Origin of the sequence: Brevibacterium sp. ZH18 (assembly GCF_022748595.1) — a bacterium.
Classification (GTDB): Bacteria; Actinomycetota; Actinomycetes; order Actinomycetales; family Brevibacteriaceae; genus Brevibacterium.
Map to the genome: position 1 here is coordinate 16,041 of NZ_JALDSX010000040.1, position 17,144 is coordinate 33,184.

Here is a 17,144-nt window from a genome sequence, read left to right on the forward strand (position 1 = left end):
GGCCGCCTCGGCGGGGTGGGGGCTGATGCGATCAAGCCTTCTCTGTCAGCCGAATCATCGGCGATGGAACGTCGATGATTCGGCGAGAGCCCAGTCCTTCGACCATGCTTCAGGCGGCTGTGACAGCAGCTCTCCGGGCTCCAGCCATTCGTAGAGTTCGGCATAGGAGCGATGGTCGGCGGGCCCGACGTTGCGCTGGAGCATCTCCGGGCGCAGTTCGCGGGGATCGCTCACGCCCATCGCCGCCATGATCTCGACGGCCTGGGCAACTGTTGCCTCCTGGTAGTTGCGCACTCGTTCGCTCTTGTCGCCGACGTGCAGGGCCCGTTGGCGCCTGGGATCCTGAGTGGTGACTCCGACCGGGCACAGGCCGGTGTGGCAGACCTGTGCTTGGATGCAGCCGATGGCCATCATCATCGCCCGTGCGGAATTCGTGTAGTCGGCGCCCTGGGCGAGACGCTTGACGATGTCGTTGCCCGCGGCCACCTTCCCGCTCGCGCCGATCCGGATCCGATCCCGCAGCCCGGTGCCGACCAGTGCGTTGTGGACCGTGAGCAGGCCGTCGGTCAGAGGCGTGCCCATATGGTCCTCGAACTCGAGCGGGGCCGCACCTGTACCACCTTCGGAGCCGTCGACGATGATGAAGTCCGGTGGCGTCCCGACGTCCTTGATGGCCTTGCAGATGGCCAGCACGTCGACCCGCGAGCCGACGCAGAGCTTGAACCCGGCAGGCTTCCCGCCCGAGAGGTCGCGCATCCGGGCGATGAATTCGATGAGCTCGATCGGTGTGCTGAATGCCGTGTGGGCGGCGGGGCTCACGCATTTCTCGCCTTGGGGGACTCCACGAGCGTGAGCGATCTCCGCGTTGACCTTCGCCGCCGGCAGAACACCGCCGATGCCCGGCTTGGCTCCCTGACTCAGCTTCAGCGAGACGCACTTGACCTGGTCGTTCGTGCTCTGGTCGGCGAACAGCTTGGGGTCGAACCGGCCGTCGCTCGTGCGCGTGCCGAAGTATCCGGAACCGACCTCCCAGATCAGATCACCACCGTTTTCGAGATGGTACGGGGAGATGCCGCCCTCGCCGGTGTCGTGGGCGAATCCGCCCATCTCGGCTCCGCGATTGAGCGCACGCACCGCGTTCGGTGACAGGGCACCGAAGCTCATGGCCGAGACGTTGAGCAGCGCCATACTGTAGGGCTGGGAACAGTCCGGTCCACCCACCATGACGCGGGGTGGCTGCGCAGGCTGGGGGACCGGTGCCGTGGAATGGGCGAGGTATTCGTAGCCGGCGGCGTTGACGTCGCGCTCGGTGCCGAAGGCCTTCTCTCCGTGGATGCCCTTCGAACGTTCGTAGACGATCGAACGGGTGTCGCGGTCGAAGGGCTTGCCGTCCCAGTTGCGTTCGATGAAGTACTGCTGGAGCTCGGGCCGCAGGGACTCGAGCAGGAATCTCAGGTGGCCGGCGACCGGGTAGTTGCGCAGGATCGCGTGCTTGGTCTGGACGAGGTCATAGATCGCCAGAATGACGAGGGCGGCGATCAGCGCACCGACGACCCACCATGCCCACGGCCCGACGGTTGCGACCCAGCCCAATGCCACCACGGCGGCCAGCACCGAGGTGATTGCCAGAAAACGTCCCATTGCGAACTCCTCCCACAGGAAAGGTGGAGCCCCGCATTGCGGGTCGCGATCTCCGCGACGGGCGCCGTCGGCGATCAGTGCAGAAGGGCGGCGTCGGGCAGCATCTCTCTGTTGCCATGATAGGCCTCAATCACCGAGGCGGTGGTTGCGATCTGCTGTCGTGCGAAACGACGGTGCCGAGTTGAGTCTCGGACCACCTCGGCGGGCTCAGGTCTCGGAGGAATCCGGAGTCGGCAAGCTCAGCTGTCGGCGGGTACCGTCGCGCCGTCGATGTTGCCGAGCTGGGTGAGCTGCTTGCGGCGCCAGCTTTCGGTGTCCTTGATCTGGTTGAACGTGTAGATGTGCAGCCCGGCCACGCCCATCGTCGGATCGTCGAAGACGGGAGCGAGCCTGTCGAGGAACTTGCGCGGATTGTATCCGCCGGGTCGGGCCATCCGCGTGAAGGTCGAGGTGTTCTTGCGCAGGAAGCGCGTGGACTCTCCGACGCCGATCTTCGTTGCGATCCGCGCGAGTTTGGCGAGTTCGACCTTGCCGGCGATGCCGAGGATGAGGGGCAACTCGATGCCGCGGGCACGCACACGCGCCAGCCAGGCGGCGATGATCCCGGGATCGAAGCACAGATTCGACACCAGGTGGGTGGCGTAGTCGCGCTTGTCCCACATGGCCTGGACGGTGATGTCGTCGGCGATGAGCGGATGGGTCTCCGGATAGGCGCTGACGCCGAGGTGCTTGATCGGTGCGGCCATGCTCGCGAGGTCGGTGATGAGGTCGAACGCGCCCGCGTAGCCTCCGGCCGGCGGTGTCGCATCGCCCGCGGGTACGAAGATCCTGTCGATGCCGGCGGCGGTGATGCGGTCGACGATCTCCTGGAGTTCGGTTCTGCCGTGGACCATGCGCGCAGCGATATGAGGCACGGCGTTGAAGCCCAGCGCCTGCAGCTGTTCCGCGGTCGACAGGGTTGCCTCGAGCGTCAGTCCGGTCGACGCGGTCACAGTGATGACGCGGCCGGGGGCGACGTACTCGTGGACGCGGTCGACGATGCCTGCGGTGGGGAGGATCTCGTATCGCGCGTCGGCCAGCAGCGCACGCAATGCTGTCTGTGACATGTCGTCTCCCTTGAGAGCCTCCCCGGAATGTTCCCGGTGAGCAATGAATCTGAGCCGAAGCCCTTGCTTCCACTGTGCTTTCGATCCTACACTCAGTATACCCATATTATGGGAATGAGGTTCCATAATATAGAACTCTCACGCAGGGGGAACACCATGGACAACAACGTCCCGTCGGTTGATCAGAGTGACCGAAAGGTCCCGATCAACCTACGGCAATCAGGCCCGACGCCAGTCGAAATGCTCATCGACACCCGAGTGCGGAAGTCACCGTACTGGGAGCTGTCCATGCAGGCAGGATGCTGGCGTGCATCGATCTACAACCGCATGTACCACCCTCGTGGATACGTGTCCCGCGAAGATGGCGGAATGATGGCCGAGTACCGGCCGCTGGTCACGGACGTGACCTTGTGGAACGTGGCCGTCGAACGTCAGATTCAGGTCAAAGGTCCCGACGCCGAGGCGTTCGTGAACTATGTCATCACCCGTGACGCGACCAAGATCCCCGTCATGCGCGCCCGCTACGTCATCCTGTGCAATGAAGCCGGTGGCATCCTCAATGACCCGATCCTGCTGCGCGTGGCGATCGACGAGTTCTGGTTCAGTCTCTCGGACACCGATCTCATGCTGTGGCTGCAGGGCGTCAACGTGGGCAAGGGGTTCGATGTCACGATCGCCGAGATCGACGTCTCGCCGGTCCAGATCCAGGGACCGAAGTCCGTCGACGTCATCGCCGATCTCGTCGGCGAAGAAGGTCGCGAACTGCCCAGCTATGGACTCCTCGAAGCGCAGGTGGGTGGTCATGACGTGATCATCTCGCAGACCGGCTTCACCGGGGAGAAGGGGTACGAGATCTACCTCAAGGACTCGACGAAGTACGCCGAGGACATGTGGAACGCCGTGCTCGAAGCCGGAGTGCCCTACAACCTCAAGGTCGTCGCACCCAGCCACCATCGCAGGATCGCCGCCGGCATTCTGTCCTGGGGTCAGGACATGGACTTCGAGACCTACCCCTTCCAGGTCAACCTGAGCTATCAGGTGCCGCGCAAGAAGGAGGCCGACTACGTCGGAAAGGCTCGGCTCGAGGAGGTGCGCGCACAGATCGAGGCCGGTGCACCGCCGTTCAAGACTCAGCTCGTGGGTCTGCTGATCGGAGGCAAGCCGATCACGGACTATGCTCCGGACTTCTGGTTGGTCAGCGCGAGCGCAGACGGCGAGGCAGTCGGGTACGTGACGTCACCGTGGTATTCGCCGGAGCTCGAGGCCAACATCGCCATGGCCCATGTTCCCGTCGAAGCGACGGCGCTGGGCACCGAGTACTGGGTGCACCTGCCCGAGCCCTTCGCCGACACCGAGGGAGAGCCTGTTCGCGCCGAGGTGGTGGAGATGCCGTTCCGACCGAGCGTCAATCCCAACCAGCGTGAGCTGCTCAAGGGCCGTGGCCTCGACGCCGCAGTCTGACTCGCTGCGGCTGCGTGCCTTCGTCGGGCACGTGCGTCGCTGACACCATCCTCCCGCAGACGACAGTGCGGCCACCGGAGACTTCTCCGGTGGCCGCACTGTCATGTCTGGAGCCCTGGGCCTGTGCGTCGGCAAAGCCTGTGCGCGGGCAGGGCTGGTGCGTCGGTAGGCCGGTGCTGAGACGTATCGTCAGCGCCGGGTTCCCGCCTCTGAGGCGCTCAGCGCTTGAAGCGTGCCTTGACCTTCGCGAGCAGTTCGTCCTCTGCGTTCGGCCCGGCCTTGACGCCACGGGGGAGGCGGAACATGAAGAACACGCCGACCGCCAACCAGAGGGCGAACATCGCCCACGACTGCCAGGCCAGCTGGGCCGAGACCGGAGTGATCGGCAGGTAGAGGACGAAGAGGGCGAGGGTGAGGACGGCCGAGATGACACCGATGACGAAGCCGCCGTTGCCCTTGCCGCCGATGCGCAGCGGACGGTCCATCGCCGGTTCGCGCTTGCGCAGGACCAGGAAGCCGATGCTGACGAGGAAGTAGGCGATGACGATGGCTGGTGATCCGGCATCGACGATCCAGCCGAGAGCAGCCGAACCGAGGAACGGGGCCAGGGCGGAGAGGATGCCGATGAAGATGATCGAGTTGACCGGGGTGCGGTAGCGCGGGTGCAGTTTGCCGAACCACGCAGGGATCATGCCAGCGACGGCCATGGCCCACATCAGGCGTGAGGATCCCATGAGGAAGGCGTTCCAGGAAGTGATGATTCCGGCCAGACCACCAGCGATGACGAGCTTGCCCCAGACGGCGGAGTCGAACATGGCGGTCAGTGCGTCTGCGGTGACGAGGTCGTGGGTCGCGAGCTCCGAGGCGGGCATCGCCAGTGATGTCATCCAGATGATGATGACGTAGAACGCGATGGCCATGAAGACCGAGGCGACGACGAGTTTGCCGATCTTGGCCGGAGGAAGGTTGATCTCCTCGGCGGACTGGGGGATGACGTCGAAGCCGACGAACAGGAAGGGCACGACCGCGACGACTGCGATGAAGCCTGAGCCGCCGCCGGTGAAGAGCGGCTCAGCGTTGGCTGCTTCGCCGCCGACCAGACCGCCGGCCAGGAGCAGGAGGGCGACGATGATGAGGAACGAGACCACGAACGTCTGCACAAGAGAGGCGATCTTGACTCCGCGGATGTTGATCCAGGAGATGATGATCGCGGTGATCGTGCCGACGAGCGCCCAGGTCAGGTACACGTCGAAGTCCGCGATGGTCCACAGTTTGATGTGCTCGAGGTTCGGGAACAGGTAGAGAGCCGTCTTCGGAACTGCGACCGCCTCGAACATCACGACGCTGATGTAGCCGCCGGTGATCGCCCACGAGCCGAACAGTGAGACCTGGGGGCCCATCGCCCGGATGAGGTAGTTGTGCTCACCACCGGCGTGCGGCATCGCCGCGACGAGTTCGGAGTACACCGTGCCGACAAAGCACATGATGATGCCGCCGACGACGAAGGCGAGGATCGCTCCCATCGTGCCGGCGCCGCTGAGCCAATCACCGGTGAGGACGACCCACCCGAATCCGATCATCGCGCCGAAGCCGATGAACAGCGCATCGACTGATCCGAGCGCTTTCACAAACCCGTGGTCGCGGTCGGTGGTTCCTGCTTGGGACTGGCTCATGGTGGGCCTCTCGTCGTGTGGTAGTTCTGTTGCACAGTAGCAGGATTCTGAGAGTTTCCGGTCAGTAATCTTCGTAAAAGATCAATATGAACAACAAGGCCGTATGGGGCCGAGGTGACCTGGGAATTTGTCGTGATTGCCGCCGCAGGGTCCGGACGGTGCTAGATTTCACGCTGTGCACAGCACACATCGCAATGCCATCGCCCGTGTGGTGATCGGCTATCTCACGGCCCTCGTGATCGGCACCGGGCTGTTGATGACTCCGGCCGCCACCGTAGCTGACGGTGGAATCTCCTTACTCTCTGCTCTCTTCACCGCGACCTCGTCCTTGAGCGTGACCGGTTTGGCGGTGCTCGACACCGGCGGCGACTTCACGTTCTTCGGCCAGGTCGTCATCCTCCTGCTCATCCAGGCAGGCGGGCTCGGCGTCATCCTCCTGACCACTCTCTTCGCCCTGGCTGTGGCCGGACGTGCCGGACTCAAGCTGCGGCAGTCCGTGGCCTCGGAGGCGAAGAGTGCAGGCATCGGCGGGATTCGACCGATGGTCTTGCGGGTCATCCGACTGACCCTGATCGCGGAACTCGCGGTCGCCTCGGCGCTGTTCCTCCGGTTCCTCCTCCACTATGACGAACCCGTCGGCGCTGCGGCCTGGGACGGGATCTTCCACGCCGTCTCGGCGTTCAACAATGCGGGCTTCGGGCTCAGGTCCGACAGCCTCGTGTCGTATGTTGCTGATCCGTTCATCTGCGGGCCCATCGGACTGGCGCTCATCGTCGGTGGTCTGGGATACCCCGTGCTGCTTGAACTCTTCCGCAGCTATGCGGTTCCGCGGACGTGGAGCATGACGACGCGGACGGTCCTCGTCATGACGCCCATCCTGCTGGTGGCCGGAACCGTCTTCGTTGCGGCGCTGGAGTGGAACAACCCCGGGACTCTGGGCAGGCTCGACGTCTGGGGTCAGATTCAGGCCGCAGCCTTCCAGTCGACGACCACGCGCACTGCCGGCTTCAACTCGGTTGACATGTCGGCGCTGCGCCCGGTCACCTGGTTCGGGATGGACATCCTCATGTTCATCGGCGGCGGCCCGGCGGGTACGGCCGGCGGTGTGAAGATTACGACGATCATGGTGCTGGCGGCGATGACGTGGACGGAAATCTCGGGCGGACGTGCGGTCAACCTCTTCGGCAAACGCGTCGCCCGGTCGGTGCACCGTCAGGCGACGACTGTCATCGTCCTCGCCCTCATGCTGATCGTCCTCGCCACGATGCTCATCATGATCGACGCCCCGGACCTCGACTTCGACCGGATCCTGTTCGAAGTCGTCTCGGCCTTCGGCACGGTGGGCCTGACGACGGGGATCACGACCGAGTTGCCGGGCCTCAGCCAGGTCGTGCTCATCGTCATGATGATCGTCGGTCGGCTGGGTCCTGTCACAGCCGCCTCGGCGCTGGCATTGCGTGCTCGCCCCCTGCGATTCGAACTTCCGGTCGAACGACCGTTGATCGGCTGATCGTGAAGCAGGACCAATCGGGCCTGTGGGGATCAGATGACTGGTGAAAGGAACTGATGATGAGCGACAGATCTTGGCTGGCCCGTCCGGCGGCGTTCTTCGGCGACTCGAAGCCGCTGGCGAAGAACGGCGGTGTTGCCGTGATCGGCCTCGGCCGGTTCGGCGGTTCACTCGCGCGCGAACTCAGCGCGCATGGGGTCGATGTCATCGGGGTCGACATCGACGAGGCGGTGGTGGAGAGCTTCGACGGACAGCTGGCCCATGTGTCCCGGGCTGACGCCACCGACGAGGTGGTGCTGCGTCAGCTGGGCATCGACGAGGTCAGCCGGGTCGTCATCGCGATCGGCAGCGACCTGCAGGCGAGCATCCTCACGGCGTCGAAGATCCTCAAGATCGGCAACCGGCACATCTGGGCCAAAGCGATCAGCGAACCCCACGCGGAGATCCTCCATCAGCTGGGTATCACGAACGTGGTGCGGCCGGAGAACGATATGGGAGCCCGGCTTGCCCACCTCATCCGGGGGCACATCTCCGACTTTCTGCCGATCGATGCGGACTTCGTGCTGGCACGCACCACCCCGCCGACGCGGATCGCCGATCAGCCGTTGGCCTCGGCGAATGTTCGACAGCGCTATGGGGTCACGATCGTCGCGTTCAAACGTGAGGAGGGCGGCACGTGGGACATCGCCGATCGCGATGTGACTCTCTACACCGACAACGAGATCCTCGTAGCCGGCTCACCGAAGAACGTCGAGGCCTTCAGCGAACTCGACAAGGACGTCGAGGGGTAAGCCTCACTCGCCGAGGTCGACGACCTCGAACTCGAGCAGGTCGGCCTGTTCCGACACGGGCTTGGCTCCGCCGGTCTCATGTGCCGGGGTGCGCGCGGAGCGCCAGTTCTCGAAGTCCTCGCGGGTGGCCCACTGGGTGTAGACGAAGTACTTGTCGCCGCCGGAGACGGGGCGCAGCAGCTGGAAACCCTCGAAGCCAGGCGAACCGTCGACAGAATGCTTGCGGGCTGCGAAGCGTTTCTCGAGTTCGGCGCGAGCGGGTTCGGGAACGGTAAGAGTGTTGATGGCAACGACGGACATGTCGGCTCCTCTATCGGTGGGAACAGCGGTCACCAGCGACACTACGACCAGTTTCTGAGTCCCCACTGAGGTGTCCACATGAGCGGTCTTCGGGTCTCAGCAGCGGGATCCTCCGCAGTCCGCGTAGGAGGCTCAGACCTCGGGGCGCGGGAGGACGTAGGCGACAACGTCCAGCGGCAGCGCCCCACCGAAGACGTGGGGGAAAGCTTCGCTGCCAGGGTCCTGCGGATCAACTGGTTCGTCGATGACGCGAAGACCTGCAGCCATGAGGGCGTCTTCGTCGATGTGCAGAAGCACAAGAGGGGCATTGACCTGCGAGTAGTGGGCCGCCAGAGTCGCATCGACTTGGCTCATGCCACGGCTGCAGTGGATGAATCCGATGTCATCGACGGATGCACCCAGGGTGGAGCGGTCGTAGAACCCGCTGCTTCTTGCGGCTTGCCAATCAGAGGCCAGCGCAATGTGGAAGAGTCGTCGGTCGCTCATGTCTCGAAGCCCTCGAAGCCCTCGACGCCCTCGACGCCCTCGACGCTGTTCACGACGTTGACCCCGTCGAAGCCCTCGACGACGTTGAGTTCCGCAAACGTCAGGCCGGGGGCCAACTTCGTCGCCGCGCGGCGGACTCGCTCGGCGGTAAGGCTGCTGATCTCGGGATACGTGTCCGCGTTCGAGGTGCCCGCAGCTTCCGTGTCGGGGCCGCTCGCAGGGTCCGTGCTCCCGGCGCCAGTGCCACCCTCGGCGCCCGTGGTCACCACAGCCCGAGCATTCTTCGACCGGAGCGGTTCGGGGATCTGGACGAGGACGAACTTCCGGCTGCCGCCGTCGCGCTGGTTCGCCTCCATCACCGCCTGCGCCGTCGTGCCCGATCCTGCGAAGAAGTCGAGGACGATCGCCTCGGGGTCGAAGAACGTCTGCGAAGTGATGAGCGTCTTGACCAGCTCGACGGGCTTCGGATAGCTGAAGACGCTGCCCAGCCCCAGCTCCTCGAGGTCGTTCTGCCCACCCAGAGCCTTGATGATCGAGTAGAGCTTCGAACTGGCCTTCTCCACCGGGGTCACCCGCACCACCGCATGCTTGCCGGCCTCGCCCCACGGGCGGAGGACGAATTCGCCTGTGGCCAACTTCGCGTCCACCTCGGCGAGCTTCTTCTCGCCCTTGACCTCGAGGATGTCCTCGTACATCAGCCGGCGTTCCTGCCCTCGGGCATAGCGGCCGAAGCCCGCACGCAGCACATCGGTCTCGACGAGCATGCGCCTGCCGTCGATGATCTCGAGCTTCGCCGGTGCCTTCTTCTCGGTCAGGAATGCTCCGGCCCGTTCGGCATCCCTGCCCCAGACGTGGATGTAGTCATGGCCGCGCACGAACGACGGCGAATTGCCCCCGCCCTTCGCCCGCTGATGGATGAGCGTGCCCAGAGAATTGTGCTCGCCGAAGATCTCGTGGCCCAGCATCTGCGCCCACGCGCTCTCCCCGTCGTCGAGGTGGAGGAACAGCACCCCATCGGGTCGCATGAGCTCCCGCGCGAGCATGAGCCGAGGCGTCATGAAGCTCAGCCAACTCGCGTGATCGTGCCCGTGATCCTTGTACGCCAGGGCATTGCCCGTGTTGTACGGCGGATCGATGTAGACGACCTTGACCCGCCCCCGATGCGTGGCGAGCAGCGCCCGCAGCGCGGGCAGATTGTCCCCGACGATGAGCAGATTCTCATCGGGGATGGGCACGTAGGGTTCCGCCCGATACCGACACTCGCCGAGGTTGTCCGTGGCCGAATTCGCAACGTCGGGTTCGCATCGAGGTGAGGGGCCGCCTCGGCGGGTGAATGATGCACCATTACTGTTGCTGTTGCCTGCACCGCCGTCGCCGTCGCCGGCACCGCCGTCGTCTGCACCGATGAGGCGGCGTCCGAACGCGAAGGCGGCGGCTTTGCCGGACCAGTCCAACGTGGCCGTCATCCTTCTCCTCCTCCACGATCGGTGCCAAGATTGCTGTATGAGTATTTCACGAGTGGCCGTAGTGGGCGCCGGGATCGTCGGCGCGGCACTCGCCCGGGAGATCGCCGGCAGGCTCCCCGACGCCGAGGTGACCGTGTTCGACAAGGCCGAGCATGTCGCCGCACACCAGAGCGGGCACACGTCGGGAATCGTGGATTCCGGGCTCGACGAGGAGCCGGGGACGCTCGAGGCGACGCTCGCTCGCCGAGGTGTCGAGCTGCTGGTCCCATACGTGACCGAACGCGGCATCCCCTACCGGGAGCGCGGTCAGCTCATGATCGCGCAGAACACCGACGAAGCCGACCGCCTCGAAGAGATCGCCGATCGAGCCGAGAAGAACGGCATCCCCGGGGTCCGCCTCGTCGATCGAAAGCAGATGCGCGACATCGAATCGCACGCCCGGGGAGTCCTCGGCCTGTATTCGCCGCACACGGCTGTCACCGATTTTGCGGCCCTCGCCGAGGCGCTCGCCTCCGATGTCCGTTCCGCTGGCGGAACGTTCCGCTTCGGCACCGAGGTCACAGGCTTCGACGTCATGAGCAACGAAGTTCGTGTGCGGTTCCGGAAGGCAGCACATGACTCGCAGGTCGATGGCGGTGATGATCACTCTGATGCCGGCACTCACTCTGACGACAAGCACGCCGAGGACGACTCACGCGACGAGCAGGTGACCGACGGACCTCGCACCTATTACGGCGACGACACCGAGCCGGTCGTCGGGTTCGGTGACGACGTGCGCAACCGCCTCGGCGGTGAGCTGCGTGATCGGTTCGGCGACAAGGACTGGTTCCGGCAGGTCGAGGACACACTCGGCAGTCTCAACGACAAGCTCTCGAATTCCTGGTCCGGCCGTGGACCATCCACAACTCGCAGTGACAGCGACCGTTCTGGCCACGATCCTTCACACGCAGGCGGCAGCTCGCCCCATGACAACTCGCCCCATGGCAACTCGCCCCATGGCAACTCGCCCCAAGGCACTCGCGGGCCCCGTGGCACTCGCGAGACTCACGGGGGCACTGTGTCCGAGGAATCGGCCTCGTTCGACCTCGTCATCGTCGCCGCAGGTCTGCAGGCCGATCGATTGGCTGTGGCCGCGGGATTCGGCGCCGAACCGCGCGTCGTTCCCTTCACCAGCGACTACTTCATCGTCTCCGAATCAGACCCGGAAGCCGCCGAGGTGGTCCGGGGCATCATCACATCCGTTCCCGACCCGCACGCTCCGTTCGCAGACACCGCCCTGGTCAGAGGGGTCAACGATGCTCTCGTGCTGGGGCCCAACACCTTCGTTGCTCTGGGGCGCGAGAAGTACGAGCGGCACGGTTTCGACGTCGGCGACATCGGGTCGACAGTCGGCTTCAAAGGATTCTGGAAGTTCGCGGCGCAGACCGCTGGAACTGCGGCACGCGGAGCGAAATCGGTCGTCAGCACGTCCGCCTTCGTCGAAGGCGTCCAGAAGTTCGTCCCCGACCTCGACGCTGCAGCCGTCCGCCCGGGACCCCGCGGGGTCCGGGCTCGGGCGATGGACGCAGCCGGCGCACTGACGAACGAACTGCTGGTGACCACGCGCGGAAGGCTGACCATGGTCAGGAACGTGCCCAGGGCAGGAGCCACCTCGGCGCTGGCAGTGGCCGAGCACATCGTCGATTCGATCCTCGACGTACCCCGCCCCGGCCAACCCGCGACAGACTGAACTACCTCAGCCCGAGTGGCGCTCGAGGAACTCAAAGACCTCGGTGTCGTCGACGCCTGGAACCGCACCGGGCGGGACCGCTGCCAGCAGCGAGGCATGCATCTGCGCCGACGGCAGGGACTGGTTCTCCCACTTCTCGGCCAGGTCCTCCGGGGCCTGTCGGCAGCAGGCCGGGTCCGGGCACGACGACTTCGAGCGGATCGGTGACTCCCGTCCTTCGAACCACTTCACATGCGCGAACGGGACTCCGACGCTGATCGCGAAGTCGCCGCCGGGCAGCACTCGCGCCGTGCACCAGAACGAGCCCTGCGGTGTGTCCGTGTACTGGTAGTACGGGCTGAACCTGTCGGCGACCCGGAAGACTGTGCGAGAGGTGAAGCGTTTGCAGGCGAACTGTCCCTCGATGGCTCCCAGCGGATCTGTCGGATAGGGCAGTCCGTCATTCGAATACGCCTTGTGGATCGTTCCCGAGCGATGCACCTTCATGAAGTGCACGGGCAGGCCGAGGTGCTCGGTGGCGAGGTTCGTGAACCGATGGGCGGCCATCTCATAGCCGACACCGAACATATCGCGCAGATGCTCGACCGAAAGCTCACGCCGCTTCTTCTCCTCGAGCAGGATCGGCACCGCCGAACTCTGGGGCAGCAGAACAGCGGCGGCCAGATAGTTCGCCTCCACCCGCTGTTGGAGGAACTCGCTGAAGTCCTTCGGAGAGTCATGGCCGAGCACGTGTGCGGCGAGGCTCGTGAGCAGATGCGAGCGGGGGTCGAAAGCGGCATCCGAGTTCGGAAGGTATAGGCGCTTGTTCGCGGTGTCGGCGATCGAGCGGGTCGAACTCGGCAGATCGGAGACGTAGTGGAGACTGAAACCCAGCTTCTCCGCGATCGTCGCAGTCTGCCGCTGAGAGACGGTTCCCGATTCGTAGCCGGCCAGTTTGAGCAGTTCTGCTGCCTGGTCCTCAAGGGCGGCGAAGTAGTTGTTCTTCTCGCGCATTCGCTCCCGCAGCTCACGGTTGGCCCGCCGCGCTTCCTCCGGCGTCGCCGCGCGCCGTTCGAGCACTTCGCCGAGCTGTCGCTGCAGTCCGACGATGGCTTCGAGGGCATCGGCGGGCAGCGATTTGATCCGCACCTGCGGCAGCCCCAGTGAGGAATACATGGGGGAGGCCTGATTGCGTTCGGCCTCGAGTTCGAGGGCTTGCCTGTCATCGACAGGAGTGGGATCGATGAGCTCCGCGACATCGGTCTTCAGCGCCTTCGCAATGGCCGAGAGGAGCGTGACAGAAGTTTCTCGCTTACCGTTCTCGATCGTCGAGATCTGGGACGCTGCACGGCCCACTTTCTCGCCCAGCTCGTTAAGCGTCAGGCCCTGCTGTTTTCGAAAAAAGCGGATTCTTCTGCCGATACTGAGCGTGTCCGCCTGCTGTTCGTCGTCCTCGACATCTGCCTGATTGCTTGTCATGGCGGCTCCCGTCCGTGCTGTGTGCTGGTTCACATGCGCTGTGAATCAGTATGACAGAACGCCGAAATTTCTGAAACCGGAAAATCGGCGGTTATTCATTTGAAAAACCTCTATCGACCCCCTTGCGGCCGCGGCAGACTGGTCTCACCAACCCCGAACGAGTAGGAGTGAATGACAATGACTGAGAACACCACGCAGAGCAGCTTGCACGATGCTGAGGCCATCCGTCGCGACTGGGCCACCAACGCCCGCTGGTCGGGAGTCGCTCGCGACTACGAGCCCGAGGATGTTGTGAAACTGCGCGGTTCGCTGATCGAAGAGCACACGCTGGCCCGTCACGGTGCCGAACGCCTCTGGAATCAGGTCGCCTCTACCGACATCAAGTCCGGCGACTACGTCAACGCTCTCGGTGCACTGACCGGCAACCAGGCGGTCGAGCAGGTCAAGGCCGGCCTCAACGCCATCTACCTCTCCGGCTGGCAGGTCGCCGCCGACGCGAACGCCGCCGGACAGACCTACCCCGACCAGTCGATCTACCCGGCCAACTCAGTGCCGCAGGTCGTCCGCCGCATCAACAACGCTCTGATGCGCGCAGACCAGATCGAGTCCTCAGAGGGCAACAAGAAGGTCGACGACTGGTTCGCACCGATCGTGGCAGACGCGGAAGCCGGATTCGGCGGCTCGATCAACGTCTACGAGCTCATGCGCTCGATGATCGCAGCCGGCGCGGCCGGTGTGCACTTCGAGGATCAGCTCGGTTCCGAGAAGAAGTGCGGCCACCTCGGCGGCAAGGTTCTCGTTCCGACCTCGCAGCACATCCGCACCCTCAACGCGGCTCGCCTGGCGGCCGACGTCGAGAACGTGCCCAGCCTCGTCATCGCCCGTACGGACGCTGAGGCAGCCACACTCATGACTTCGGACATCGACGAGCGCGATCAGCGCTTCGTCACCGGTGAGCGCACCTCTGAAGGCTTCTACAAGATCACGAACGGCATCGAAGCAGGCATCGCCCGCGGACTGTCCTTCGCTCCCTACGCGGACATGCTGTGGATGGAGACCTCCACACCGGATCTCGAAGCTGCCAAGCAGTTCGCCGATGCGATCCACGCCGAGTACCCGGACCAGATGCTGGCCTACAACTGCTCGCCGTCGTTCAACTGGCGCAAGCACCTCGACGATGCCACCATCGCGAAGTTCCAGCGCGAACTGGGAGCCATGGGCTACAAGTTCCAGTTCATCACCCTGGCCGGCTTCCACGCGCTCAACTACTCGATGTTCGATCTGGCTCACGGCTACGCCCGCAACCAGATGACCTCGTACGTCGATCTGCAGGAACGCGAGTTCGCTGCCGAAGAGCGCGGCTACACCGCCACAAAGCACCAGCGCGAAGTGGGCACCGGTTACTTCGACCTGGTCTCGACCGCACTCAACCCGGAGAGCTCGACGACAGCTCTGGCCGGTTCGACCGAATCCGCTCAGTTCCACTGAGTTCGCATCGCCGATTGACTGCCCCCGGTCACACACGGAAGCGGTCGGTCACAGGGCCACAGCTGACCGGCGGCCCGTCGGGAGGAATGCACGGCTTGCACCATGAGCCGTGACAGACCCGCCGAGTCGCCGGAGCTGACAGCCCACGGGCCCGACGGCCCACGCAAAGGGTGAGAGCCCACATGAGCTCGGCGCGGATCGACAGTGTTTTCACGGGGTTTGCACTGTTGATCCGCGCCGTCACCCTCCCAACGCACACAACCTCGCAACCTGAAACAGCACCACAGCAAGATCAGCATCACAGCAGCAACACCCGGACCACGACCACGCGGCCGGCAGCATCAGGCCACCAGATCCACAGCACACACCGACGGGTGAGGAGCAGCCCAATGTCTTACATGAAGATCAACGCACCACTCGAAACAGGATTCGACACGATCCTCTCGGAGCCCGCCCTCGAGTTCGTCACCGCCCTCCACGATCAGTTCAGCGGTCGCATCTCAGAGATGCACGCGGCTCGCGATCTGCGCGCAAAGACGATCAGGAACGGCACGTTCCCCCGGTTCACCCCTGACACTGCGGGAATTCGGGCGGACCAGTCCTGGAGCGTCGCCGGAGCGACCGGAGCCCCCGGACTCGACGACCGTCGTGTGGAACTGACCGGCCCTGTCTCCGAACCCGACGTCGTTGCGGCGCTGAACTCCCGCGCCAAGGTCTGGCTCGCCGACCTGGAAGACGCGACAAGCCCCACCTGGGCCAACATCATCGGCGGACAGGTCAACCTGTTCAAGGCAGTGCGCGGCACCCTGCCCGGCATCACCAACCGCACCCAGCCCACGATCGGGCTGCGCCCCCGCGGCTGGCACCTGCCGGAGAAGCACCTGATCTTCGTCGATGACAACGGTGCGGAAGCGTCGGCCTCCGGCGCACTCGTCGACTTCGGCCTCTACTTCTTCCACAATGCGCAGCGGCTCATCGCCAACGGCTCGGGACCCTACTTCTACCTCCCCAAGCTCGAGTCCTCCCGCGAGGCTCGTCTGTGGAACCAGATCTTCGTGTTCTCCCAGGACCGCCTGGGCATCGAGCAGGGAACGATCCGCGCGACGGCTCACATCGAGACGATCACCGCGATGTTCCAGATGGAGGAGATCCTCTTCGAGCTGCGCGACCACTGCGCCGGACTCAACGCCGCAGGGTGGGACTACCTGTTCTCGATCGTGAAGAACTTCCGGAACTCTCCCGAATGGGTTCTGCCCGATCGTGAGCACCTGACGATGGACCTGCCGCTGATGCGCGCGTTCACCGACCGCCTTGTGGCCACCTGCCATCGCCGCGGTGCACATGCCATCGGCACCATGAGCAACCTCATGACCGACCACCCGGACGAGGCCTTCGTCGCCTCAGAGGTGGAGAAGATGCGCGAGATCAAGGCACGCGAGGCGACACAGGGCTTCGACGGCACCTGGGTGGCCGATCCGGGCCTGGTGCCCGCAGCACTGGAGGTCTTCGACGCGGCGCTCGGCGAGAACCCGAACCAGCTCGAGGAGCATCGCCGCGACGTCTACGTCTGTGCTGAGAACCTGCTCGACCAGTCGGGTCTCGAGCCCGTCGTCACCGAGGAAGGTGTGCGCCTGAACATCCGCGTGGCCATCGGCTACATGAACGAATGGTTGGGCGGAAAGGGCAACGTGGCGCTCGAGAACCTGCTCGAGGACGCGTCGACCGCAGAGATCAGCCGTTCGCAGATCTGGCAGTGGATCCACCATTCGGTGACGCTGGACAACGGTCAGCAGCTGACGCGGAACCTGGTGGAACGGTACATGGGCGAAGAGCTGGCGCTCATCGAACGCCACCCCGCCGATCACTTCGCCGAGGCGGTCGAGATCTTCCGCATGAGCGCACTGGAGGACGAGTTCCCCGAGTTCTTCACGATGCCCGCCTACGACGAGCACCTCGTCGACCGGGTGTCCAAGGGAGCCGTATTCGCCTGATCCACACCGCTGGATACCCGAATGTCGGGCAGCAACCCTTCTAC

General features: G+C 64.5%; 13 protein-coding genes. 6 read left to right on the plus strand and 7 right to left on the minus strand.

Annotated features, from left to right (window positions below; all coding sequences use genetic code 11):
- Positions 1–54 precede the first annotated feature (54 nt).
- The gene (locus MPN20_RS13230) at positions 55–1,641 is read right to left on the minus strand and encodes a glutamate synthase-related protein (protein WP_242782877.1); all 1,587 of its coding nucleotides are present in this window, start codon (positions 1,639–1,641) and stop codon (positions 55–57) included.
- A 239-nt stretch (positions 1,642–1,880) separates the two neighbouring features.
- Positions 1,881–2,747 (minus strand): methylenetetrahydrofolate reductase, encoded by an 867-nt coding sequence (locus MPN20_RS13235; RefSeq protein WP_242782879.1) that lies wholly within the window; start codon positions 2,745–2,747, stop codon positions 1,881–1,883.
- 240 nt (positions 2,748–2,987) lie between these two features.
- Between MPN20_RS13235 and MPN20_RS13240 the strand changes: the two genes are divergently transcribed.
- Positions 2,988–4,208, plus strand: coding sequence for a glycine cleavage T C-terminal barrel domain-containing protein (locus MPN20_RS13240; protein WP_242782880.1), 1,221 nt, complete (start codon positions 2,988–2,990; stop codon positions 4,206–4,208).
- A 218-nt stretch (positions 4,209–4,426) separates the two neighbouring features.
- On the opposite strand, the gene MPN20_RS13245 is transcribed toward MPN20_RS13240, so the two are convergent.
- Entirely contained in the window at positions 4,427–5,881 is a 1,455-nt protein-coding gene (locus tag MPN20_RS13245) for an APC family permease (RefSeq protein ID WP_242782881.1), read from the minus strand.
- Between the two features lie 175 nt (positions 5,882–6,056).
- Between MPN20_RS13245 and MPN20_RS13250 the strand changes: the two genes are divergently transcribed.
- Together MPN20_RS13250 and MPN20_RS13255 are read left to right on the plus strand one after the other, a co-directional pair.
- A complete protein-coding gene (locus tag MPN20_RS13250; RefSeq protein WP_242782882.1) occupies positions 6,057–7,391 on the plus strand; it encodes a potassium transporter TrkG in 1,335 nt (444 codons plus the stop codon).
- A 59-nt stretch (positions 7,392–7,450) separates the two neighbouring features.
- Positions 7,451–8,182, plus strand: a complete 732-nt coding sequence (locus MPN20_RS13255; protein WP_242782883.1) for a TrkA family potassium uptake protein — start codon at positions 7,451–7,453, stop codon at positions 8,180–8,182.
- 3 nt (positions 8,183–8,185) lie between these two features.
- On the opposite strand, the gene MPN20_RS13260 is transcribed toward MPN20_RS13255, so the two are convergent.
- From MPN20_RS13260 to MPN20_RS13270, 3 genes are all read right to left on the minus strand, one after another.
- Positions 8,186–8,482, minus strand: coding sequence for an antibiotic biosynthesis monooxygenase (locus MPN20_RS13260; protein WP_242782884.1), 297 nt, complete (start codon positions 8,480–8,482; stop codon positions 8,186–8,188).
- Between the two features lie 132 nt (positions 8,483–8,614).
- Positions 8,615–8,968 carry a DUF952 domain-containing protein gene (locus MPN20_RS13265; protein WP_242782885.1) on the minus strand — a complete coding sequence of 118 codons (354 nt, stop codon included), beginning with the start codon at positions 8,966–8,968 and terminating at the stop codon, positions 8,615–8,617.
- Complete coding sequence (locus MPN20_RS13270; protein ID WP_242782886.1) at positions 8,965–10,434, minus strand: site-specific DNA-methyltransferase; 1,470 nt, start codon at positions 10,432–10,434, stop codon at positions 8,965–8,967. Before MPN20_RS13270 ends, MPN20_RS13265 begins: the two co-directional genes overlap by 4 nt.
- A gap of 37 nt (positions 10,435–10,471) precedes the next feature.
- Here MPN20_RS13270 and MPN20_RS13275 point away from each other — a divergent pair, with 37 nt between their 5' ends.
- Positions 10,472–12,163 carry an FAD-dependent oxidoreductase gene (locus MPN20_RS13275; protein WP_242782887.1) on the plus strand — a complete coding sequence of 564 codons (1,692 nt, stop codon included), beginning with the start codon at positions 10,472–10,474 and terminating at the stop codon, positions 12,161–12,163.
- 6 nt (positions 12,164–12,169) lie between these two features.
- On the opposite strand, the gene MPN20_RS13280 is transcribed toward MPN20_RS13275, so the two are convergent.
- The gene (locus MPN20_RS13280; protein WP_242782889.1) at positions 12,170–13,621 is read right to left on the minus strand and encodes a helix-turn-helix transcriptional regulator; all 1,452 of its coding nucleotides are present in this window, start codon (positions 13,619–13,621) and stop codon (positions 12,170–12,172) included.
- 177 nt (positions 13,622–13,798) lie between these two features.
- Here MPN20_RS13280 and aceA point away from each other — a divergent pair, with 177 nt between their 5' ends.
- Positions 13,799–15,109: an isocitrate lyase gene (gene aceA / locus MPN20_RS13285; protein WP_242782891.1), complete on the plus strand. Its 1,311-nt coding sequence runs from the start codon at positions 13,799–13,801 to the stop codon at positions 15,107–15,109.
- A gap of 389 nt (positions 15,110–15,498) precedes the next feature.
- The gene (aceB, locus tag MPN20_RS13290) at positions 15,499–17,100 is read left to right on the plus strand and encodes a malate synthase A (protein WP_242782893.1); all 1,602 of its coding nucleotides are present in this window, start codon (positions 15,499–15,501) and stop codon (positions 17,098–17,100) included.
- Positions 17,101–17,144: the final 44 nt, after the last annotated feature.